Annotated in this window: 17 protein-coding genes; 10 read left to right on the top strand and 7 right to left on the bottom strand. The window is 60.9% G+C overall.

Annotated elements, in window-relative coordinates; all coding sequences use genetic code 11:
- Window positions 1–7: 7 nt before the first annotated feature.
- From lysA to ACYAR8_RS25630, 5 genes are read left to right on the top strand one after another with little or no spacing between them, the layout of a single operon-like run.
- Window positions 8–1,255 (top strand): diaminopimelate decarboxylase, encoded by a 1,248-nt coding sequence (gene lysA, locus ACYAR8_RS25610; protein ID WP_108121184.1) that lies wholly within the window; start codon window positions 8–10, stop codon window positions 1,253–1,255.
- Between the two features lie 4 nt (window positions 1,256–1,259).
- Window positions 1,260–2,090, top strand: coding sequence for a diaminopimelate epimerase (gene dapF, locus ACYAR8_RS25615; RefSeq protein WP_074892671.1), 831 nt, complete (start codon window positions 1,260–1,262; stop codon window positions 2,088–2,090).
- Window positions 2,091–2,103: 13 nt separating this feature from the next.
- The gene (locus tag ACYAR8_RS25620; RefSeq protein WP_463581426.1) at window positions 2,104–2,841 is read left to right on the top strand and encodes a DUF484 family protein; all 738 of its coding nucleotides are present in this window, start codon (window positions 2,104–2,106) and stop codon (window positions 2,839–2,841) included.
- Window positions 2,842–2,843: 2 nt separating this feature from the next.
- The gene (xerC, locus tag ACYAR8_RS25625) at window positions 2,844–3,749 is read left to right on the top strand and encodes a tyrosine recombinase XerC (RefSeq protein ID WP_463581427.1); all 906 of its coding nucleotides are present in this window, start codon (window positions 2,844–2,846) and stop codon (window positions 3,747–3,749) included.
- Window positions 3,739–4,434 (top strand): HAD family hydrolase, encoded by a 696-nt coding sequence (locus ACYAR8_RS25630; RefSeq protein WP_074892668.1) that lies wholly within the window; start codon window positions 3,739–3,741, stop codon window positions 4,432–4,434. Before xerC ends, ACYAR8_RS25630 begins: the two co-directional genes overlap by 11 nt.
- A 224-nt stretch (window positions 4,435–4,658) precedes the next feature.
- Here the strand turns inward: ACYAR8_RS25630 and sutA are convergent, their stop codons facing one another.
- From sutA to glnK, 4 genes are all read right to left on the bottom strand, one after another.
- Complete coding sequence (gene sutA, locus ACYAR8_RS25635) at window positions 4,659–4,988, bottom strand: transcriptional regulator SutA (RefSeq protein ID WP_074892667.1); 330 nt, start codon at window positions 4,986–4,988, stop codon at window positions 4,659–4,661.
- A gap of 80 nt (window positions 4,989–5,068) precedes the next feature.
- Entirely contained in the window at window positions 5,069–5,512 is a 444-nt protein-coding gene (locus ACYAR8_RS25640; protein WP_463581428.1) for a secondary thiamine-phosphate synthase enzyme YjbQ, read from the bottom strand.
- Window positions 5,513–5,761: 249 nt separating this feature from the next.
- Window positions 5,762–7,099: an ammonium transporter gene (locus ACYAR8_RS25645; protein ID WP_065987505.1), complete on the bottom strand. Its 1,338-nt coding sequence runs from the start codon at window positions 7,097–7,099 to the stop codon at window positions 5,762–5,764.
- A gap of 34 nt (window positions 7,100–7,133) precedes the next feature.
- Entirely contained in the window at window positions 7,134–7,472 is a 339-nt protein-coding gene (gene glnK, locus ACYAR8_RS25650; RefSeq protein WP_002555808.1) for a P-II family nitrogen regulator, read from the bottom strand.
- A gap of 415 nt (window positions 7,473–7,887) precedes the next feature.
- Between glnK and ACYAR8_RS25655 the strand changes: the two genes are divergently transcribed.
- Window positions 7,888–8,172, top strand: coding sequence for an accessory factor UbiK family protein (locus ACYAR8_RS25655; RefSeq protein WP_074892665.1), 285 nt, complete (start codon window positions 7,888–7,890; stop codon window positions 8,170–8,172).
- Between the two features lie 190 nt (window positions 8,173–8,362).
- Here ACYAR8_RS25655 and ACYAR8_RS25660 read toward each other — a convergent pair whose 3' ends face one another.
- The gene (locus ACYAR8_RS25660) at window positions 8,363–8,896 is read right to left on the bottom strand and encodes a GNAT family N-acetyltransferase (RefSeq protein ID WP_463581429.1); all 534 of its coding nucleotides are present in this window, start codon (window positions 8,894–8,896) and stop codon (window positions 8,363–8,365) included.
- Window positions 8,897–9,012: 116 nt separating this feature from the next.
- On the opposite strand from ACYAR8_RS25660, the gene ACYAR8_RS25665 reads away from it, so the two are divergent.
- From ACYAR8_RS25665 to ACYAR8_RS25675, 3 genes are all read left to right on the top strand, one after another.
- Window positions 9,013–10,506 carry a YifB family Mg chelatase-like AAA ATPase gene (locus ACYAR8_RS25665; protein ID WP_463581430.1) on the top strand — a complete coding sequence of 498 codons (1,494 nt, stop codon included), beginning with the start codon at window positions 9,013–9,015 and terminating at the stop codon, window positions 10,504–10,506.
- A gap of 61 nt (window positions 10,507–10,567) precedes the next feature.
- Window positions 10,568–10,867: a type II toxin-antitoxin system RelB/DinJ family antitoxin gene (locus ACYAR8_RS25670; protein ID WP_463581431.1), complete on the top strand. Its 300-nt coding sequence runs from the start codon at window positions 10,568–10,570 to the stop codon at window positions 10,865–10,867.
- Window positions 10,854–11,138, top strand: coding sequence for a type II toxin-antitoxin system RelE/ParE family toxin (locus tag ACYAR8_RS25675; RefSeq protein ID WP_463581432.1), 285 nt, complete (start codon window positions 10,854–10,856; stop codon window positions 11,136–11,138). Before ACYAR8_RS25670 ends, ACYAR8_RS25675 begins: the two co-directional genes overlap by 14 nt.
- A 50-nt stretch (window positions 11,139–11,188) precedes the next feature.
- Here ACYAR8_RS25675 and ACYAR8_RS25680 read toward each other — a convergent pair whose 3' ends face one another.
- Complete coding sequence (locus ACYAR8_RS25680) at window positions 11,189–13,165, bottom strand: methyl-accepting chemotaxis protein (protein WP_463581433.1); 1,977 nt, start codon at window positions 13,163–13,165, stop codon at window positions 11,189–11,191.
- 217 nt (window positions 13,166–13,382) lie between these two features.
- On the bottom strand, window positions 13,383–14,303 hold the full coding sequence (locus ACYAR8_RS25685; RefSeq protein ID WP_074892660.1) for a LysR substrate-binding domain-containing protein: 921 nt from the start codon (window positions 14,301–14,303) through the stop codon (window positions 13,383–13,385).
- Between the two features lie 165 nt (window positions 14,304–14,468).
- Here ACYAR8_RS25685 and ACYAR8_RS25690 point away from each other — a divergent pair, with 165 nt between their 5' ends.
- Window positions 14,469–15,851: a NorM family multidrug efflux MATE transporter gene (locus tag ACYAR8_RS25690; protein ID WP_074892692.1), complete on the top strand. Its 1,383-nt coding sequence runs from the start codon at window positions 14,469–14,471 to the stop codon at window positions 15,849–15,851.
- Window positions 15,852–16,042: the final 191 nt, after the last annotated feature.

Below are 16,042 nucleotides of genomic sequence, written 5' to 3' on the forward strand. Positions count from 1 at the left end.
ATCAGTCATGGACGCCTTCAACTACCGCGACGGTGAGCTGTTCGCGGAAGGAGTGGCGTTGTCTGCCATCGCCGAACGTTTCGGCACGCCGACATACGTCTATTCCCGCGCGCACATCGAGGCGCAGTATCGCGCCTACGCTGATGCCCTGAGCGGCATGCCGCATCTGGTCTGCTTTGCGGTCAAAGCGAACTCCAACCTGGGCGTTCTCAATGTCCTGGCGCGCCTGGGCGCCGGTTTCGACATCGTTTCCCGTGGCGAACTCGAGCGCGTACTGGCAGCGGGCGGACAGGCTGACAAGATCGTCTTCTCCGGCGTCGGCAAGACCCGCGATGACATGCGTCGTGCGCTCGAAGTCGGCGTGCATTGCTTCAACGTCGAGTCCACCGACGAACTCGAACGCCTGCAAGTCGTCGCCGCCGAAATGGGCGTGCGCGCTCCGGTGTCGTTGCGCGTCAACCCGGACGTCGATGCCGGCACCCACCCCTACATCTCCACCGGCCTCAAGGAAAACAAATTCGGCATCGCCATCGCGGACGCCGAAGACGTTTACATTCGCGCCGCGCAGCTGCCGAACCTCGACGTTATCGGCGTCGACTGCCACATCGGCTCCCAGCTGACCACGCTCTCGCCTTTCGTGGATGCCCTGGATCGCTTGCTTGATCTGGTCGACCGGCTGGGCGACTGCGGCATTCTGCTGAAGCATATCGATCTGGGCGGCGGTCTGGGTGTGCGTTATCGCGACGAAGAGCCGCCACTCGCAGGCGAATACATTGAAGCCGTGCGTGAACGCCTTGATGGCCGCGACCTGGCGCTGATGTTCGAGCCGGGCCGTTTCATCGTCGCGAATGCTGGCGTGCTGCTGACCCGCGTCGAGTACCTCAAGCATACCGAGCACAAAGACTTCGCCATCGTCGATGCCGCCATGAACGACCTCATTCGTCCGGCGCTGTACCAGGCGTGGATGGACGTAACAGCGGTTCAACCGCGTGACGACGTGAAACGCACTTACGACGTTGTCGGCCCGATTTGCGAAACCGGTGATTTCCTGGCCAAGGAGCGCGAACTCGCACTGGCTGAAGGCGATCTGCTGGCAGTGCATTCGGCCGGCGCCTATGGCTTCGTGATGAGCTCCAACTACAACACCCGCGGACGTACGGCCGAGGTGCTTGTGGATGGTGAGCAAGCCTTCGAAGTGCGTCGCCGTGAAACCGTGACTGAGTTGTTTGCCGGCGAAAGCCTGCTGCCGGAGTAATCCCATGCTGCTGCGTTTTACCAAGATGCATGGCCTGGGCAATGATTTCATGGTGCTGGACCTTGTGAGCCAACACGCGCACATTTTGCCCAAGCACGCCAAGCAATGGGGCGATCGCCATACCGGTATCGGTTTCGATCAGTTGCTGCTGGTCGAGGCGCCGAACAATCCGGACGTGGACTTCCGCTATCGGATTTTCAATTCCGACGGCTCCGAAGTTGAGCAATGCGGCAACGGTGCGCGCTGCTTCGCCCGTTTCGTGCTGGACAAGCGGCTGACCGCCAAGAAGCAGATCCGCGTCGAGACCAAGAGCGGCATCATCGAGCTGGACATCCGCAACGACGGCCAGATCAGCGTGGATATGGGCGCGCCGCGTCTCGTTCCGGCGGACATACCGTTCGATGCGCCAGAGCAGGCCGCCAGTTATTCCCTTGATGTCGATGGCGAGTCCGTCGAGCTTGCGGCCGTGTCCATGGGCAACCCCCACGCCGTGCTGCGCGTCTACGACATCAACAACGCACCTGTGCATGTATTGGGACCGAAGATCGAGAACCATCCGCGCTTTCCGGCCCGGGTGAACGTGGGCTTTCTCCACGTCGTCGATCGCCAGCGTGCGCAACTGCGGGTGTGGGAACGTGGCGCCGGGGAAACCCAGGCCTGCGGCACCGGTGCGTGCGCGGCAGCCGTCGCGGCCATTACTCAGGGCTGGATGGATTCGCCGATGCTGATCGACTTGCCGGGCGGACGTTTGTCCATCGAGTGGGCAGGCCCCGGCCATCCGGTGATGATGACTGGCCCGGCTGTCCGGGTTTACGAAGGCCAAGTACGTCTATGAGCGAGTGTATCCGATGACCGACCAGCCTCAGACTTCAAACGACACGCCCGGCCAGTCCCCTGCCGAGAACGCAGTGCCTGCCCTTGAAGCCGAGGCGGTTTCGGCCTGGCTGCAACAGCACCCTGACTTTTTCGCCGAGCACGACGAACTGCTGGCGATGATGCGCGTCCCGCACCAACGGGGCGACACCGTCTCGCTGGTCGAGCGCCAGCTCAAACTGCTGCGCGAGCGCAACATCGAGATGCGTCACCGGCTTTCGCAACTGATGGACGTGGCCCGAGACAACGACCGGCTGTTTGAAAAAACCCGCCGGCTGATTCTCGATCTGATGGACGCGACCAGCCTGGAAGACATTGTCATCTGCGTGGAAGACAGCCTGCGCCAGGAATTTCAGGTGCCCTTCGTCAGCCTTATCCTGTTCAGCGACAACCCGATGACCGTCGGCCGCTGGGTAAGCGCCGCCGACGCGCAGAAAGCCATTGGCGGGCTGATGTCCGGCGGCAAGACCCTGTGTGGCGCACTGCGGGAGCATGAACTCGAGTTTCTGTTCGGCAGCGAGCAAAGCAGGGAAGTGGGCTCAACCGCCCTGGCTGCCCTCAACCACCAAGGCCTGCACGGTGTTCTGGCGATCGGCAGCCGTGATCCCCAGCATTACAAAAGCTCGGTCGGCACGCTGTTTCTCAGTTACATCGCAGACGTGCTCAGCCGCTTGCTGCCACGCTTTACCAATTCGCTGCGGTCGGTTCGCTAGTCATGGAGCGGCAACTGGAGGCTTACTGCACGCACCTGCGCAGTGAGCGCCAAGTGTCGAGCCATACGCTTGAAGCCTATCGCCGTGACCTGAACAAGGTCCTGGGGTTCTGCGAAAAGCAGCACATCGACAGCTGGAAAGCGCTGGATATTCAGGCCATGCGCAGCCTGGTCGCTCGCCTTCACCAGCAAGGTCAGTCGTCGCGCAGCCTGGCCAGATTGCTGTCAGCGGTTCGCGGCTTTTATCACTATCTCAACCGCGAAGGCCTTTGCGATCACGATCCGGCCAATGGCCTGTCACCGCCCAAGGGCGAGCGTCGCTTGCCGAAAACCCTTGATGCCGACCGCGCCCTGCAACTGCTTGAAGGCGGGGTCGAAGACGATTTTCTGGCCCGGCGCGATCAGGCCATCCTGGAGCTGTTCTATTCGTCAGGCCTGCGCCTGTCCGAGCTGACCGGGCTGAACTGTGCAGACCTGGATCTGGCGGACGGCCTTGTGCAGGTACTCGGGAAAGGCAGCAAGACCCGCGTTTTACCCGTCGGCAGAAAAGCCCGGGAAGCGCTGGAGGAATGGCTCAAGCAGCGGGCGCTCGCCAATCCGCAGGACGATGCGGTGTTCGTCGGACAGCAAGGCCACCGCCTGGGGCCGCGCTCGATCCAACTGCGGGTCAAGGCTGCCGGCGAGCGCGAGCTGGGCCAGAACCTGCACCCGCACATGCTTCGCCATTCATTCGCCAGTCATTTGCTGGAGTCGTCCCAGGACCTGCGCGCCGTGCAAGAGTTGCTGGGCCACGCAGACATCGCCACCACTCAGATCTACACCCATCTGGATTTCCAGCATCTGGCCACGGTGTATGACAGCGCCCATCCACGGGCCAAGCGCAAAGGTAACGCCGATAATGAGCATTAAGCTGATCACCTTCGATCTGGACGACACGCTGTGGGAAACCGCACCTGCGATTGTCAGTGCCGAAGCCAAGCTGCGCGAATGGCTGGCTGCCAACGCGCCAAAGCTCGGTGTGGTTACGGTGGAGCATCTGTGGGAAATCCGCTCGCGACTCATCGGAGAAGACCCGACGTTCAAGCACCGGATCAGTGCGTTACGCCGCACGGTGCTGTTTCACGCCCTTGAGGACGCCGGGTATGGTCATGCCGAAGCCCATGAGCTGGCGGACCAGAGCTTTGAAGTGTTCCTTCACGGGCGGCACCAGTTGGACATCTTCCCTGAAGTGGTGCCGACGCTGGAGATCCTGACCAAGTCTTACACGCTGGGTGTGGTGACCAACGGCAATGCCGACGTCCGCCGCCTGGGCCTGGCCGATTATTTCGCCTTCGCGCTGTGCGCCGAGGACCTGGGTATCGGCAAACCAGACCCTGCTCCCTTCGTTGAAGCGCTGAAACGCGGCAATGCCGATGCCAGTCAGGCCGTGCATGTCGGCGACCACCCCGGTGACGACATCGCCGGTGCTCAGCAGGCCGGCATGCGGGCGATCTGGTACAACCCCGGCGGCAAAGTCTGGGAAGCTGAAAAAGCGCCGGATGGCGAGATCAGCAGCCTGACGCAGTTGCCAGAGGTGCTGGCGCGCTGGGCCTGATCACTAAGTCCCGCTTCGTGCACGCCGCTCTTTGTAGGAGCGCGCTTGCCCGCGAACTGCGGTAGGTCAGCTACACATTTATATCAGGCACATCGCGGTTCGCGGGCAAGCGCGCTCCTACAACATTGCCCGATGCCAGTACCTGGCAACTAAACCACCCGAATCGCAGGCAATAAAAAACCCGCAGCGACAGCGGGTTTTTCATCAAGCGCAGAGCCAGTCCCTTAGATAGGGCGGCTGCCGTACTTGTTGTCGGGCTTCTTGGGCGGATCGGCGACCACGTTGGCCTCCACTTCCACGACCTTTCCACCGCGTGCGAGGAACTCTTCCATCGCGCGAGCCAGAGCATCACGCTCTTTGTTCTTGGCTTCCACGCTGGGCAATTCGTCAACCGACACGGCGGCCTTGGCCTTGCCTTTGGCCGGAGTCGCAGAGACTTCAGCGCTGTCATCGACCTCCACTGCATCTTCATCGGAAGCCGCTGCAAGCCCCTCACCGTCCTCCCCTTCTTCCAGATCGTCTTCCAGACCTTCTTCGATGTCGTCGTCGCTCATGTTCTACCTCATGACTTGCGAAAGCAGATTAGTTATAGCCCAGCCGGGCTTGATTTCTTGGACAGCCGGAAAAAATTCAACTACCGCGTAATTTTAGCGGTCGTGCCCTCACCCTGAAGCGTGACGAGCACATTACGGGCACCGCCTGCATCGCGGTGCTCGCCCAGATAAATACCTTGCCATGTGCCCAACGCCAGCCGTCCATTTGTAACCGGCAATGTAAGCTGGCAGCCAAGCAGACTGGCTTTGAAGTGCGCAGGCAGATCATCGGGCCCTTCGTCGTCATGCTCGTAGCCGTCGCGCCCCTGAGGCACCAGACGGTTGAAGAAACGCTCGAAATCGCGACGTACCGCCGGGTCAGCGTTCTCGTTGACGGTCAACGAGGCCGAAGTGTGTTGCAACCAGACATGCAACAGGCCGATGCGGCATTCGCGTAAATCGCTTATCCCCGCGACGATCTCGTCAGTCACCAGATGGAAACCGCGAGGCCTTGCCCGCAACGTGATCAAGGTCTGTTGCCACATACCGTTCTCCGCCCTTCGGCGCGCATTCTAACGCGCTGGAAAAAAAAACAAAGTGCGTAATGAGCGACGATTTTCAGGAGCGCTGAACAAGGGCGTTTATGCCCTCTCAAGCGTACAGAATCGTCAGGTTTGGCCGAACATTGCAGCGGATGTTCCTGGCTGGAACGCCTGCCCCCTGTGCGGACATCCCTATCGACAAACGCCAGACAAAAAAATGCCCGGAGACCCGGGCATTTTTTCATGGGTGGATTACAGGTTGTAACCACGTTCGTTGTGTTGCGCCAGATCCAGGCCGACCGCTTCTTCTTCTTCGGTGACACGCAGGCCCATGACCATGTCGAGCACCTTGAGAATGATGAAGGTCACGATCGCGGTGTAGATGACCGTGAAGCCAACGCCTTTGCACTGAATCCAGACTTGTGCCGCGATGTCGGTCACGGTGCCGAAGCCGCCCAGCGAAGGCGCTGCGAACACACCGGTCAGGATCGCGCCGAGGATACCGCCGATACCGTGAACGCCGAAGGCATCCAGGGAGTCGTCGTAGCCCAGCTTGCGTTTGAGGCTGGTGGCGCAGAAGAAGCAGACCACGCCTGCCGCCAGACCGATGATCAGGCCGCCCATCGGGCCGACCGTGCCGGCAGCTGGAGTCACAGCAACCAGACCGGCAACCACACCCGAGGCGATGCCCAGAGCGCTTGGCTTACCGTGGGTCAGCCATTCGGCGAACATCCAGCCCAGCGCTGCAGCAGCGGTAGCGATCTGGGTGACCAGCATGGCCATACCGGCGGTGCCGTTGGCCGCAGCCGCGGAACCTGCGTTGAAGCCGAACCAGCCGACCCAGAGCATGGCCGCGCCTATCAGGGTGTAACCCAGATTGTGCGGAGCCATTGGGGTGGTCGGGAAACCTTTACGCTTGCCGAGCACCAGGCACGCTACCAGGCCAGCCACACCGGCGTTGATGTGAACGACGGTGCCGCCCGCGAAGTCGAGAACGCCCCAGTCCCACAACAGACCACCGACGCCGCTCCAGACCATGTGCGCAATTGGCGCATAAACCAGAGTGAACCAGATCGCCATGAAGATCAGCATCGCGGAGAACTTCATGCGTTCTGCGAAAGCGCCGACAATCAGCGCCGGGGTGATGATGGCGAAGGTCATCTGGAAGGTCACGAAGACCGCTTCCGGGAACAGTGCCGCAGGACCGGTAATACTCGCTGGGGTAATGCCTGCCAGGAATGCCTTAGACAGACCGCCGACGAAGGAGTTGAAGTTGACGACGTTGGCTTCCATACCAGTGGTGTCGAACGCCATGCTGTAGCCGTAAACGACCCACAGGATGCTAATCAGGCCGGTAATGGCGAAGCACTGCATCATCACGGAAAGAATGTTTTTCGAGCGGACCATGCCGCCGTAGAACAGCGCCAGACCGGGGATGGTCATGAACAGCACCAGCGCGGTGGAGGTCAGCATCCAGGCGGTATCGCCGGAATTGAGTACAGGGGCTGCCACTTCGTCTGCCGCCATGGCCAAGCCAGGGGTTACGAGGGACAACAGGGCTCCTAGCCCTGCGAATTGACGCAGAGTCATATTGTTTTCTCCTGGGGCGTTGGGGTTTGGCGGCTTAGATTGCGTCGGTATCGGTTTCGCCGGTACGGATGCGGATGGCCTGTTCCAGATTGACCACGAAGATCTTTCCGTCACCGATCTTGCCGGTGTTGGCCGCTTTGGTTATCGCTTCGATAACGCGGTCCAGATCCTTGTCGTCGATCGCAACATCGATCTTCACCTTGGGGAGGAAGTCGACTACATACTCCGCACCGCGATAGAGCTCGGTGTGGCCTTTCTGACGTCCGAAACCTTTGACTTCAGTGACTGTGATGCCCTGCACGCCGATTTCGGACAGCGACTCGCGTACGTCGTCCAGCTTGAACGGCTTGATGATGGCAGTGACTAGCTTCATGAAACTTTCTCCCGAATTGGTGGACTTGCCCCAGGAAAACAAACCCGACTCAAGTCTAAGCGCAGTGTCTGGCTTTGTAACGCGTCGTGTCCGCAAGAGACCTGACCAGCTCCAGAAAACCGCTTCTGACGAAACATTCCCCGCTCCGCCTGCCGCACTGCATTCGTCACAGCGACTGCATCAGTGCATGGGTTACAAGCCACTAAGCAGAAAGCTTGCCATCTCATCGAGATGCATGAATTTCGGCAGTTCGACCGTTAATTCACGCCTTAGCGTAGTCATCGATTGTCATCACCGCACAACAACGGTGCGCCCGCGCCCGAGGCCATGCGCGAAAACCGTGCAGAGCGTTGCGTGCAGCGGAGGGTCGAAAGCTGCGTGCTACACTCGCGCCCTCTGATTCTGGAGTTTCATCATGCTCGCCCCCAAAGCCTTTCTCGACGCCCTGAGCGGCCACGCTTCCCGCCTGTTCAACGGCGAAACCCCGGTTCCACGCAGCGAATTCGAAACCCAGTTCAAGGCGCTGCTGCAGAGCGGCTTCAGCAAGCTGGACCTGGTCAGCCGGGAAGAATTCGACAGCCAGATGATCGTCCTCGCCCGCACCCGCGCCCGACTTGAGGCACTGGAAGTGAAAATGGCGGAGATGGAAGCGCAGTTGGCGCCGCAGCCGAAAGCGTCAGGGGATGAGCCGCAGCGTTGAGCTTCAGAACCTGAATGTGCTCAGGCGCAGTGCGCAATGCGCTGAACCTGGGCTTTGATCGCCTCACCTGGCTCGATCCCTGCTTTGGGCAGGTCGTAGGTGAGTTGCAAGTTCAGTCAGAACTCCGGGGTGGTCTCGAAGCACGCTGCCAGCCGTAGCGCCATGTCGGCACTGTATATGAAGGCTTTGTTCAGCCAGCCACTGGCGGGCAGCCTTGAGCGACGTGCCGAGCATAATAATTATCAAATTCGCCAGCTTCGACGAACTGAAAACCATGACGAGTGTAGAACCGATTTGAAGCGCTTTCCTTCAGAGCCCCAACGTATAACGTCAGTGCCGCCGCATCTGTTTCCGTAAAGATCTGACGAAGAACAATCGAACCTATTCCTGATCCTTGCGCGTCTGGCTTGATGTAGAGGTGATCGAGCAACAAACCGTCAACGCGCGGTTTGACCACGACAAAACCCACCCGCTTTCCGGCAACCAAAACGTGGCGGGTAAATTCGGGGGAAAAGCCTTCGCGAAAACGCTCTCGGGCGCGCACGGGATCGAAGCGTCCAATCCGCTCAAGGCTCTCACGCATGGCGTCGAGCCGGATGGCAACAAGCGCTTCGAAGTCACAGGCTCGCGCCCCGGCGAAGGTGACCGTAGCGGCCAACGGTTCGAGAAACTCCTCGCTTGGAATTTCCCCTGGATGCACGGGCCCCTCTCCATTACGGGTCATCACTCCTCCTTCCTTCCATTCATACACATGCCGTAGAACATGCACGGGGCCACGCGCCGGAGCAATGACTATCCTTAAGCTCGCCGCAGGAAGCGGTGCTGCCTACAAGGAAAGACATGTCCCTCGCCATTGTTCTGAGCCGTGCCCAAGTTGGCGTTGAAGCGCCTGCCGTGACCGTCGAAACCCATCTCGCCAATGGGCTGCCGAGCCTGACGCTGGTGGGTCTGCCGGAAGGTGCGGTGAAGGAAAGCAAGGATCGGGTGCGCAGTGCGATCCTCAACTGTCGGCTGGAATTCCCTGCGCGGCGCATCACCTTGAATCTGGCGCCTGCCGATTTGCCCAAGGACGGCGGACGCTTCGATCTTGCCATCGCGCTTGGCTTGCTCGCCGCCAGCGCGCAGGTGCCGACGCTTGCGCTGGAGGGCATTGAGTGCCTGGGGGAGCTGGCGTTGTCCGGTGCGATTCGGCCTGTGCAGGGCGTGCTCCCGGCGGCGCTCGCTGCGCGGGAAGCGGGACACACGCTGATCGTGCCGGCGGTGAATGCCGAGGAAGCGTGTCTGGCGTCAGGCCTGAAGGTAATCGCGGTCAGTCATCTGCTGGAGCTGGTGTCGCACCTGAACGGCCATACGGTCATCCCGCCCTATAAATCCAATGGCCTGATTCTGCAGACCCAGCCTTATCCCGACTTGAGTGAGGTGCAAGGCCAGACTGCCGCCAAACGCGCTCTATTGGTAGCCGCCGCTGGTGCCCATAACCTGCTTTTCAGCGGCCCTCCCGGCACCGGTAAAACGCTGCTCGCGAGCCGTTTGCCCGGGCTATTGCCGCCGCTGGATGAGCTCGAAGCGCTGGAGGTGGCGGCGATTCAGTCGGTTGCCAGTCACGCTCCGCTGACCAGCTGGCCCCAGCGCCCTTTTCGGCAACCCCATCATTCGGCATCGGGCCCTGCCTTGGTCGGTGGCGGCAGTCGCCCGCAACCCGGCGAAATCACCCTCGCGCACCACGGCGTGTTGTTTCTGGACGAGCTTCCGGAATTTGACCGGCGCGTGCTGGAGGTGCTTCGCGAACCGCTCGAATCGGGCCACATCGTGATTTCCCGCGCGCGGGATCGGGTGCGCTTTCCGGCGCGCTTTCAGCTGGTGGCGGCGATGAACCCCTGCCCGTGCGGTTATCACGGCGAGCCGACCGGGCGCTGTCGCTGCTCAACTGATCAGATTCAGCGTTACCGCAACAAGCTGTCCGGGCCGCTGCTCGACCGGATTGACCTGCATCTGACGGTCGCCCGCGAAACCACGTCTTTAGCGGCAACGCCCGATTGCAAGGGCGAAAGCGCCAGCGCAGCGGAGGTGGTATCCGAAGCCCGACAGCGCCAACAACGACGCCAGGGCTGCGCCAATGCATTCCTTGATCTGCCCGCACTGCGTCAGCACTGCGCGCTGTTGCCGGAAGACGAAGCCTGGCTCGAGAATGCTTGTGAACGTCTGAACCTCTCTCTGCGCGCTGCACACCGATTGCTGAAAGTGGCGCGCACGCTGGCCGATCTGGAGAAGGTGGACGCAATCGCCCGATGCCACATTGCTGAGGCTTTGCAGTATCGGCCTTCGTCGAACTAAAGATCTTCGTTGTGCGTATCTCAAATGAGATACATAGTGATCTTTTTCAGGAGTAGCCCTCATGACAACCCAGACTTCAATGCTGCATGTGAGGATTGATCAGGCACTTAAAAACCAGGCATCGGAGACCTTGGCCAACTTTGGCCTCACCATTTCCGATGCAGTGCGTATTTTGCTCACTCGGGTAGTCCGCGAAGGCGGTCTACCCGCTGGCCTCGGCGCACACCCGGACGCTTACGATCAGTGGTTCAGGGGCAAGGTGCGTGAAGCCATGGACGACTCGGGGCCGACGCACTCGCACGAGGATGTCATGGCTGCCGCTACCGAATTACTTGAAAGGAAGCGCGGTGCTGACAATTGAATGGAGCAAGTATGCCAAGGACGATTTGCTGGCGATCCTTGAATACATCGCCGGCCATGACGCCAAAGCAGCGTGGCGCTTGAAGGAGGAGATCGATGTTCGTATCGGCCACCTCCCTCGCCATCCAACGCTTTATAAAGCCGGTCGGGAAGCAGGAACCAGGGAGATCGTAGTGGCTCCGAACTATTTGGTGGTGTACGCCGAAACCCCCACAACCCTGCTCATACTTCGCGTTTTACATGCTGCACAACAGTGGCCGCCAAAAGCCTGAGATTTGGTGCCGGTCCCGGTACGCACTCAAGTACCACCAACTCTCCCGCCTCACCGAAACCGATCCACTTCCTTCTGCAAGTCAGACGCGACCGCGTTCAGCTCTTGAGCCGTGATCGCCAGGTTGGACACGACTTCGCGTTGCTCGCTGTTCGCCAGGGCGATGCTTTGCAGGTTGGCGCTGAGCAGCGTTGCGGTGTTGCTCTGCTCCTGGGTAGCCGTGGTGATGGACGTAAATTGCTCACCGGCCGAGCGGCTTTGTTCGTCGATCTGGGCCAGGGCTGCGGCGACTTTGGCGTTGCGCGACAGGCCTTCCTGCATCAGTGCGTTGCCTTGCTGCATGGTGCTGATTGCGTTGCTGGTCTCCAGCTGAATGCTGCTGATCATGCCGGAGATTTCATCGGTGGCCTGACGCGTACGTGATGCCAGGCTGCGGACTTCATCCGCTACCACCGCGAAACCACGGCCTTGCTCACCGGCGCGTGCTGCTTCAATCGCAGCGTTGAGGGCCAGGAGGTTGGTCTGCTCGGCGATCGAGGTGATGACGCTGACGATCCCGCCGATCTCTTGCGAGCGCTGGCCCAAGGTATCGATCACTGTCGCGGTGCTGCTCAGCGAGCCTGCGATTTGCTCCAGCGAGGCCGACGCCTCTTCCATGGACGTGCGACCGATGCGGGTCTGCTGAGCATTGCCCTGCGCCATGCGTTCGGTGGTGCCCATGTTGTCGGCGATGGTCAGGGCCGTGGCGCTGAACTCCTCCACTGCACCGGCCATGCTGGTGATTTCGCCGGATTGCTGCTCCATCCCTTCATAAGCGCCGCCCGACAGGCCGGACAATGCGTTGGCACGACTGCTCACTTCCAGCGCGGCCGTGCGGATGTGGGACACCATGGTTTCCAGCGCCTGGCCCATCTTGTTGAAGCTGCCTGCCAACTGACCAATTTCGTCATGGCTGGAAATGTTCAGACGTGCGCTCAGATCACCAGCGCCCAACGCTTCCGCCTGACTGACCAACGCCGACAGCGGCCGCAGCTTGCTGCGCAACAGCCAGATCGCGGCACCGACAGCGATCAACATCGCCAGCAGACTGCCGATGGCCAATTGCGTGCCGACGCTCCAGGTCACTGCGCTGATTTCATCCTTGGGCATCGTCGCCAGAACCGTCCAAGGGCCGCCGGCAAACTTCTCGCCGACGGTATAGAAATCTTCACCGGCGTCCTGCCAGAAACGCCCGACGCTCGGCGTCTTGCCGAACTCGGCCAGCGTGGTGGCGGCCTGATCCAGGTCCTTCACGCCCGCAGGCGGCACCAGCCATTTGTTCTGTTCATCGAGCAGGGCCAGCGAGCCGGTGGAACCGATGCGGAAGTTTTTCAGGTTGTCGAACTGCGCCTTCTGCGCGTCGGTGTAGTCGAAACCGACGAACAGCACGGCAATGACCTTGCCGCTGGCGTCACGCACCGGGCTGTACTGCGTCATGTACAGACGATCGAACAACAGCGCGCGACCGACGTATCCCTGGCCGGCTAGCAGCTTGTCGTAGGCCGGATGCTTGTGATCCAGCGAGGTGCCGAGGGCGCGTGAGCCGTCCTGTTTGCTCAGGGAAGTGCTGACGCGCACAAAGTCGTCGCCGCTGCGAACGAAGACCGTCGCCACGCCGGCCGTCATTTTCTTGAAGTCGTCGACTTCGGTGAAGTCGTTGTTCAGCGCATTGCCGTTGAGCAGTAACGAAGGGGTCTGCACGCCCGCGACCGCAACCTGCTGATCAGCCTGCACGCTCAGGCCGCCCGAGAAACGCTTCTCGAACAGGCCGCTCAAACGCTGGGTGCTGTCACGCAGGGTGCTGTGGAACGTGTTCAACTGGTCGGCGAGCAATCGGGCTTCGCTGCCCATGTGCTCTTCGCGAATAACCAGGTTTGCCGAGTCCAGTGAGCGCAGGGCGAACAGCGTGCTGCCACTGATGACGACGGCCAGAATAACGGCCAGGGCGATGCCGAGTTGCGAAGCAATTCGGGCGCGAGGCTGAGACATTGGAGCTCCTTGCCGAACGACTGGGCCGTCCTGATCTCAGGAACACCATTCGGACGAATCTAATAGAGAGGATTGATGAACCGATTGAGGAGAACCGGCTCGCAATTACAGCTTCGGCTGACAAACGAAATACTTGAGTCCTACACCGTTTGAGGACGGAATTAATTCCCTTTTTGGCGGTCATGAGGCCGCTTTCGGCCGGGGAGCACTCCAAGACTTACTCCAGAATAGTGACGTCCGGTAATGCCATTGCCTGCACTTCGCCCTGCAAAAAGTCACTCAGTCGCCGCATCCGCTCGCCGCCCGGACGAGTCTTGGGCCAGACGAGGTAGTAGTTTTCACCGCTGACCACTGCCGTGCGCCACGGCAGGCTGAGTCGGCCCTGGGCGACGTCCTCCGCCACCATCAACAGATCGCCCATCGAAACGCCATAACCCCGGGCCGCCGCAATCATGCCCAACTCAAGCGTGTCGAATACTTGGCCGCCCTTGAGCGAGACCCGGTCAGACAAGTCCATGCGCTCGAGCCATCGGCGCCAGTCGCGTCGATCGGGTGTGGGGTGCAGCAGTTCGGCGCCGGCCAGCCGTTCCGCGTCCCACGGCGCGTCATCCAGCAGCGTCGGGGCGCCCACGGGAATCAGCCATTCCGGGAACAGGTAAGTCGCCTCCCACTCCGGCGGGAAATGCCCATGGCTGAGCAACACCGCGCAATCGAACGGCTCCTGGGTGAAGTCGACGCTGTCGATGTCCATCCACGCGCTGGTGAGTTGCACCTCGTTGCCCACCTGCAGATGGCGAAAACGACTCAGCCGCGCCAGCAGCCAGCGCATGGTCAGGGTCGATGGAGCCTTCATGCGCAAGATGCCCTCCTCCGCCATCAACGCGCTGCACGCTCGTTCCAGGGCTGAAAAGCCTTCCCGCACGCCCGGCAGCAATTCGCGGGCGGCTTCGGTGAGCTGCAGATTGCGACCGTTGCGGCGGAACAGACGGCAGGCGAAGTGCTCTTCCAGGGTGCGGATATGCCGACTCACGGCACTCTGGGTGATCGATAGTTCTTCGGCGGCGCGAGTGAACGAGCTGTGTCGCGCAGCGGCTTCAAACGCGCGCAGAGCATACAGAGGCGGGAGGGTGCGAGACATCGGCGTAGATTCCTCAGGCAGTCAGGCGACTCCGGTCACTCTACTGCAGAAATACCAGGATGAGTTTTACTCATGCGAGTTATCGGATTTATCCCTTTGTGCATCCCTGCCTGAATCCCCACAATGGCCAGCCTGCCAACACCCGCAAACCCGAGCGCAAAGACCATGCACCAGCACGCCTTCAAAGAACTGTGGATCATCCTGCGTCTTGCCGGGCCGCTGATTGCTTCGCAGATGGCGCACATGCTGATGGTGTTCACCGACACCGTGATGATGGGCAAGCTGGGCCCGGAATCCCTCGCCGGGGGCGGGCTGGGCGCCGCGAGCTACAACTTCGTGTCGTTCTTTTGCGTGGGTGTCATGGCAGCGGTCGGTACATTGGTGGCGATCCGCAAAGGCGCGAATGATCATGCCGGTGTGACTCGCCTGACCCAGGCTGGTTTGTGGCTGGCGTGGGGCATGGCGCTGATTGCCGCGCTGATTCTGTGGAACCTCGAGCCGATCCTGCTGCAGTTTGGTCAAGATGAAGCCAACGTTCACATGGCCAGTGAGTTTCTGATCACGCTGCCATTGGCGCTGCCCGGCCTGCTGAGTTTCATGGCGTTGCGCGGATTCACCAGCGCGCTGGGGCGTGCTACACCCGTGATGGTGATTAGCCTGGTCGGGGTGGCACTGAACTTCGGGCTCAACTACGCGTTTATCAACGGGCTGTTCGGCCTGCCGCACTGGGGCCTGATGGGCATTGGCTTGGTCACGGCCATTGTCACCAACGCCATGGCCCTGGCCCTCGCCCTGCACATTCGTTATCACAGCGCCTATGCGGCGTATCCCCTTCACAAAGAACTGCTGAAACTCTCGCGCAGCTGCCTGAAAGAGCTGTGGCGTCTGGGCCTGCCGATTGGCGGCACCTACGCGGTTGAGGTCGGGCTGTTCACCTTCGCGGCGTTCTGCATGGGCGCCATGGGCAGCACCCAGATGGCCGCGCACCAGATCGCCCTGCAGTCGGTGTCGATGGCGTTCATGGTTCCTGTCGGGATTTCCTACGCGGTGACCATGCGCATCGGCTTGCATTACGGCGCCGGAAACCTGCTGCTGGCGCGGACTGCCGGACGCATGGGGATTGGCTTCGGCGGGCTGCTGATGCTGTCGTTCGGCATTCTGTTCTGGGTCGCGCCCCACGCCGTGATCGGTTTGTTCGTGGACGTCAACGATGCGAAATACCAGGGTGTGGTCGAGCTGGCGGTGAAGCTGCTGGCGATCGCAGCCTGGTTCGAGATTCTCGACGGCACGCAGACCATCGCCATGGGCGCCATTCGGGGATTCAAGGACGCCAAGACCACATTCCTGATCGGACTCGCGAGCTATTGGGTCGTCGGCGCGCCGTTGGCATGGGGCCTGGGGTTTCTCGCGAACCAGGGCGCAGTCGGCGTGTGGTGGGGATTGGCGATCGGCCTGCTCTGCTCAGCGGTTGCACTGACGTGGGCATTCGAGCGCAAGACCGCGCGGCTGCTGCGCAAAGAAGCGACGGGCGTTGTTGTGATGGGATAGGCCTCTGCAATCTGTAGGAGGGCGTACTCACAATTCAGGGCGGACGCAGATCCACTGTAGGAGCAATCGGAGGTTACGACGGTCGCGAAGGCGATGGGTCTGGAACATCCGTGTTGCCTGACCCACCGCGTTCGCGGGCAAGCGCGCTCCTACAGAATCTGTCCGAGGCGTGTCGAAAAATTGCGCCGCCC

The sequence above is a fragment of the Pseudomonas sp. HP_01 genome, from assembly GCF_055284355.1.

What these genes read in the sequence shown, in the direction of transcription:
- lysA (WP_108121184.1), top strand. Translation starts at nt 8, where the DNA reads ATGGACGCCTTCAACTACCGCGACGGTGAGCTGTTCGCGGAAGGAGTG.
- dapF (WP_074892671.1), top strand. Translation starts at nt 1,260, where the DNA reads ATGCTGCTGCGTTTTACCAAGATGCATGGCCTGGGCAATGATTTCATG.
- ACYAR8_RS25620 (WP_463581426.1), top strand. Translation starts at nt 2,104, where the DNA reads ATGACCGACCAGCCTCAGACTTCAAACGACACGCCCGGCCAGTCCCCT.
- xerC (WP_463581427.1), top strand. Translation starts at nt 2,844, where the DNA reads ATGGAGCGGCAACTGGAGGCTTACTGCACGCACCTGCGCAGTGAGCGC.
- ACYAR8_RS25630 (WP_074892668.1), top strand. Translation starts at nt 3,739, where the DNA reads ATGAGCATTAAGCTGATCACCTTCGATCTGGACGACACGCTGTGGGAA.
- sutA (WP_074892667.1), bottom strand. Translation starts at nt 4,988, where the DNA reads ATGAGCGACGACGACATCGAAGAAGGTCTGGAAGACGATCTGGAAGAA.
- ACYAR8_RS25640 (WP_463581428.1), bottom strand. Translation starts at nt 5,512, where the DNA reads ATGTGGCAACAGACCTTGATCACGTTGCGGGCAAGGCCTCGCGGTTTC.
- ACYAR8_RS25645 (WP_065987505.1), bottom strand. Translation starts at nt 7,099, where the DNA reads ATGACTCTGCGTCAATTCGCAGGGCTAGGAGCCCTGTTGTCCCTCGTA.
- glnK (WP_002555808.1), bottom strand. Translation starts at nt 7,472, where the DNA reads ATGAAGCTAGTCACTGCCATCATCAAGCCGTTCAAGCTGGACGACGTA.
- ACYAR8_RS25655 (WP_074892665.1), top strand. Translation starts at nt 7,888, where the DNA reads ATGCTCGCCCCCAAAGCCTTTCTCGACGCCCTGAGCGGCCACGCTTCC.
- ACYAR8_RS25660 (WP_463581429.1), bottom strand. Translation starts at nt 8,896, where the DNA reads ATGACCCGTAATGGAGAGGGGCCCGTGCATCCAGGGGAAATTCCAAGC.
- ACYAR8_RS25665 (WP_463581430.1), top strand. Translation starts at nt 9,013, where the DNA reads ATGTCCCTCGCCATTGTTCTGAGCCGTGCCCAAGTTGGCGTTGAAGCG.
- ACYAR8_RS25670 (WP_463581431.1), top strand. Translation starts at nt 10,568, where the DNA reads ATGACAACCCAGACTTCAATGCTGCATGTGAGGATTGATCAGGCACTT.
- ACYAR8_RS25680 (WP_463581433.1), bottom strand. Translation starts at nt 13,165, where the DNA reads ATGTCTCAGCCTCGCGCCCGAATTGCTTCGCAACTCGGCATCGCCCTG.
- ACYAR8_RS25685 (WP_074892660.1), bottom strand. Translation starts at nt 14,303, where the DNA reads ATGTCTCGCACCCTCCCGCCTCTGTATGCTCTGCGCGCGTTTGAAGCC.
- ACYAR8_RS25690 (WP_074892692.1), top strand. Translation starts at nt 14,469, where the DNA reads ATGCACCAGCACGCCTTCAAAGAACTGTGGATCATCCTGCGTCTTGCC.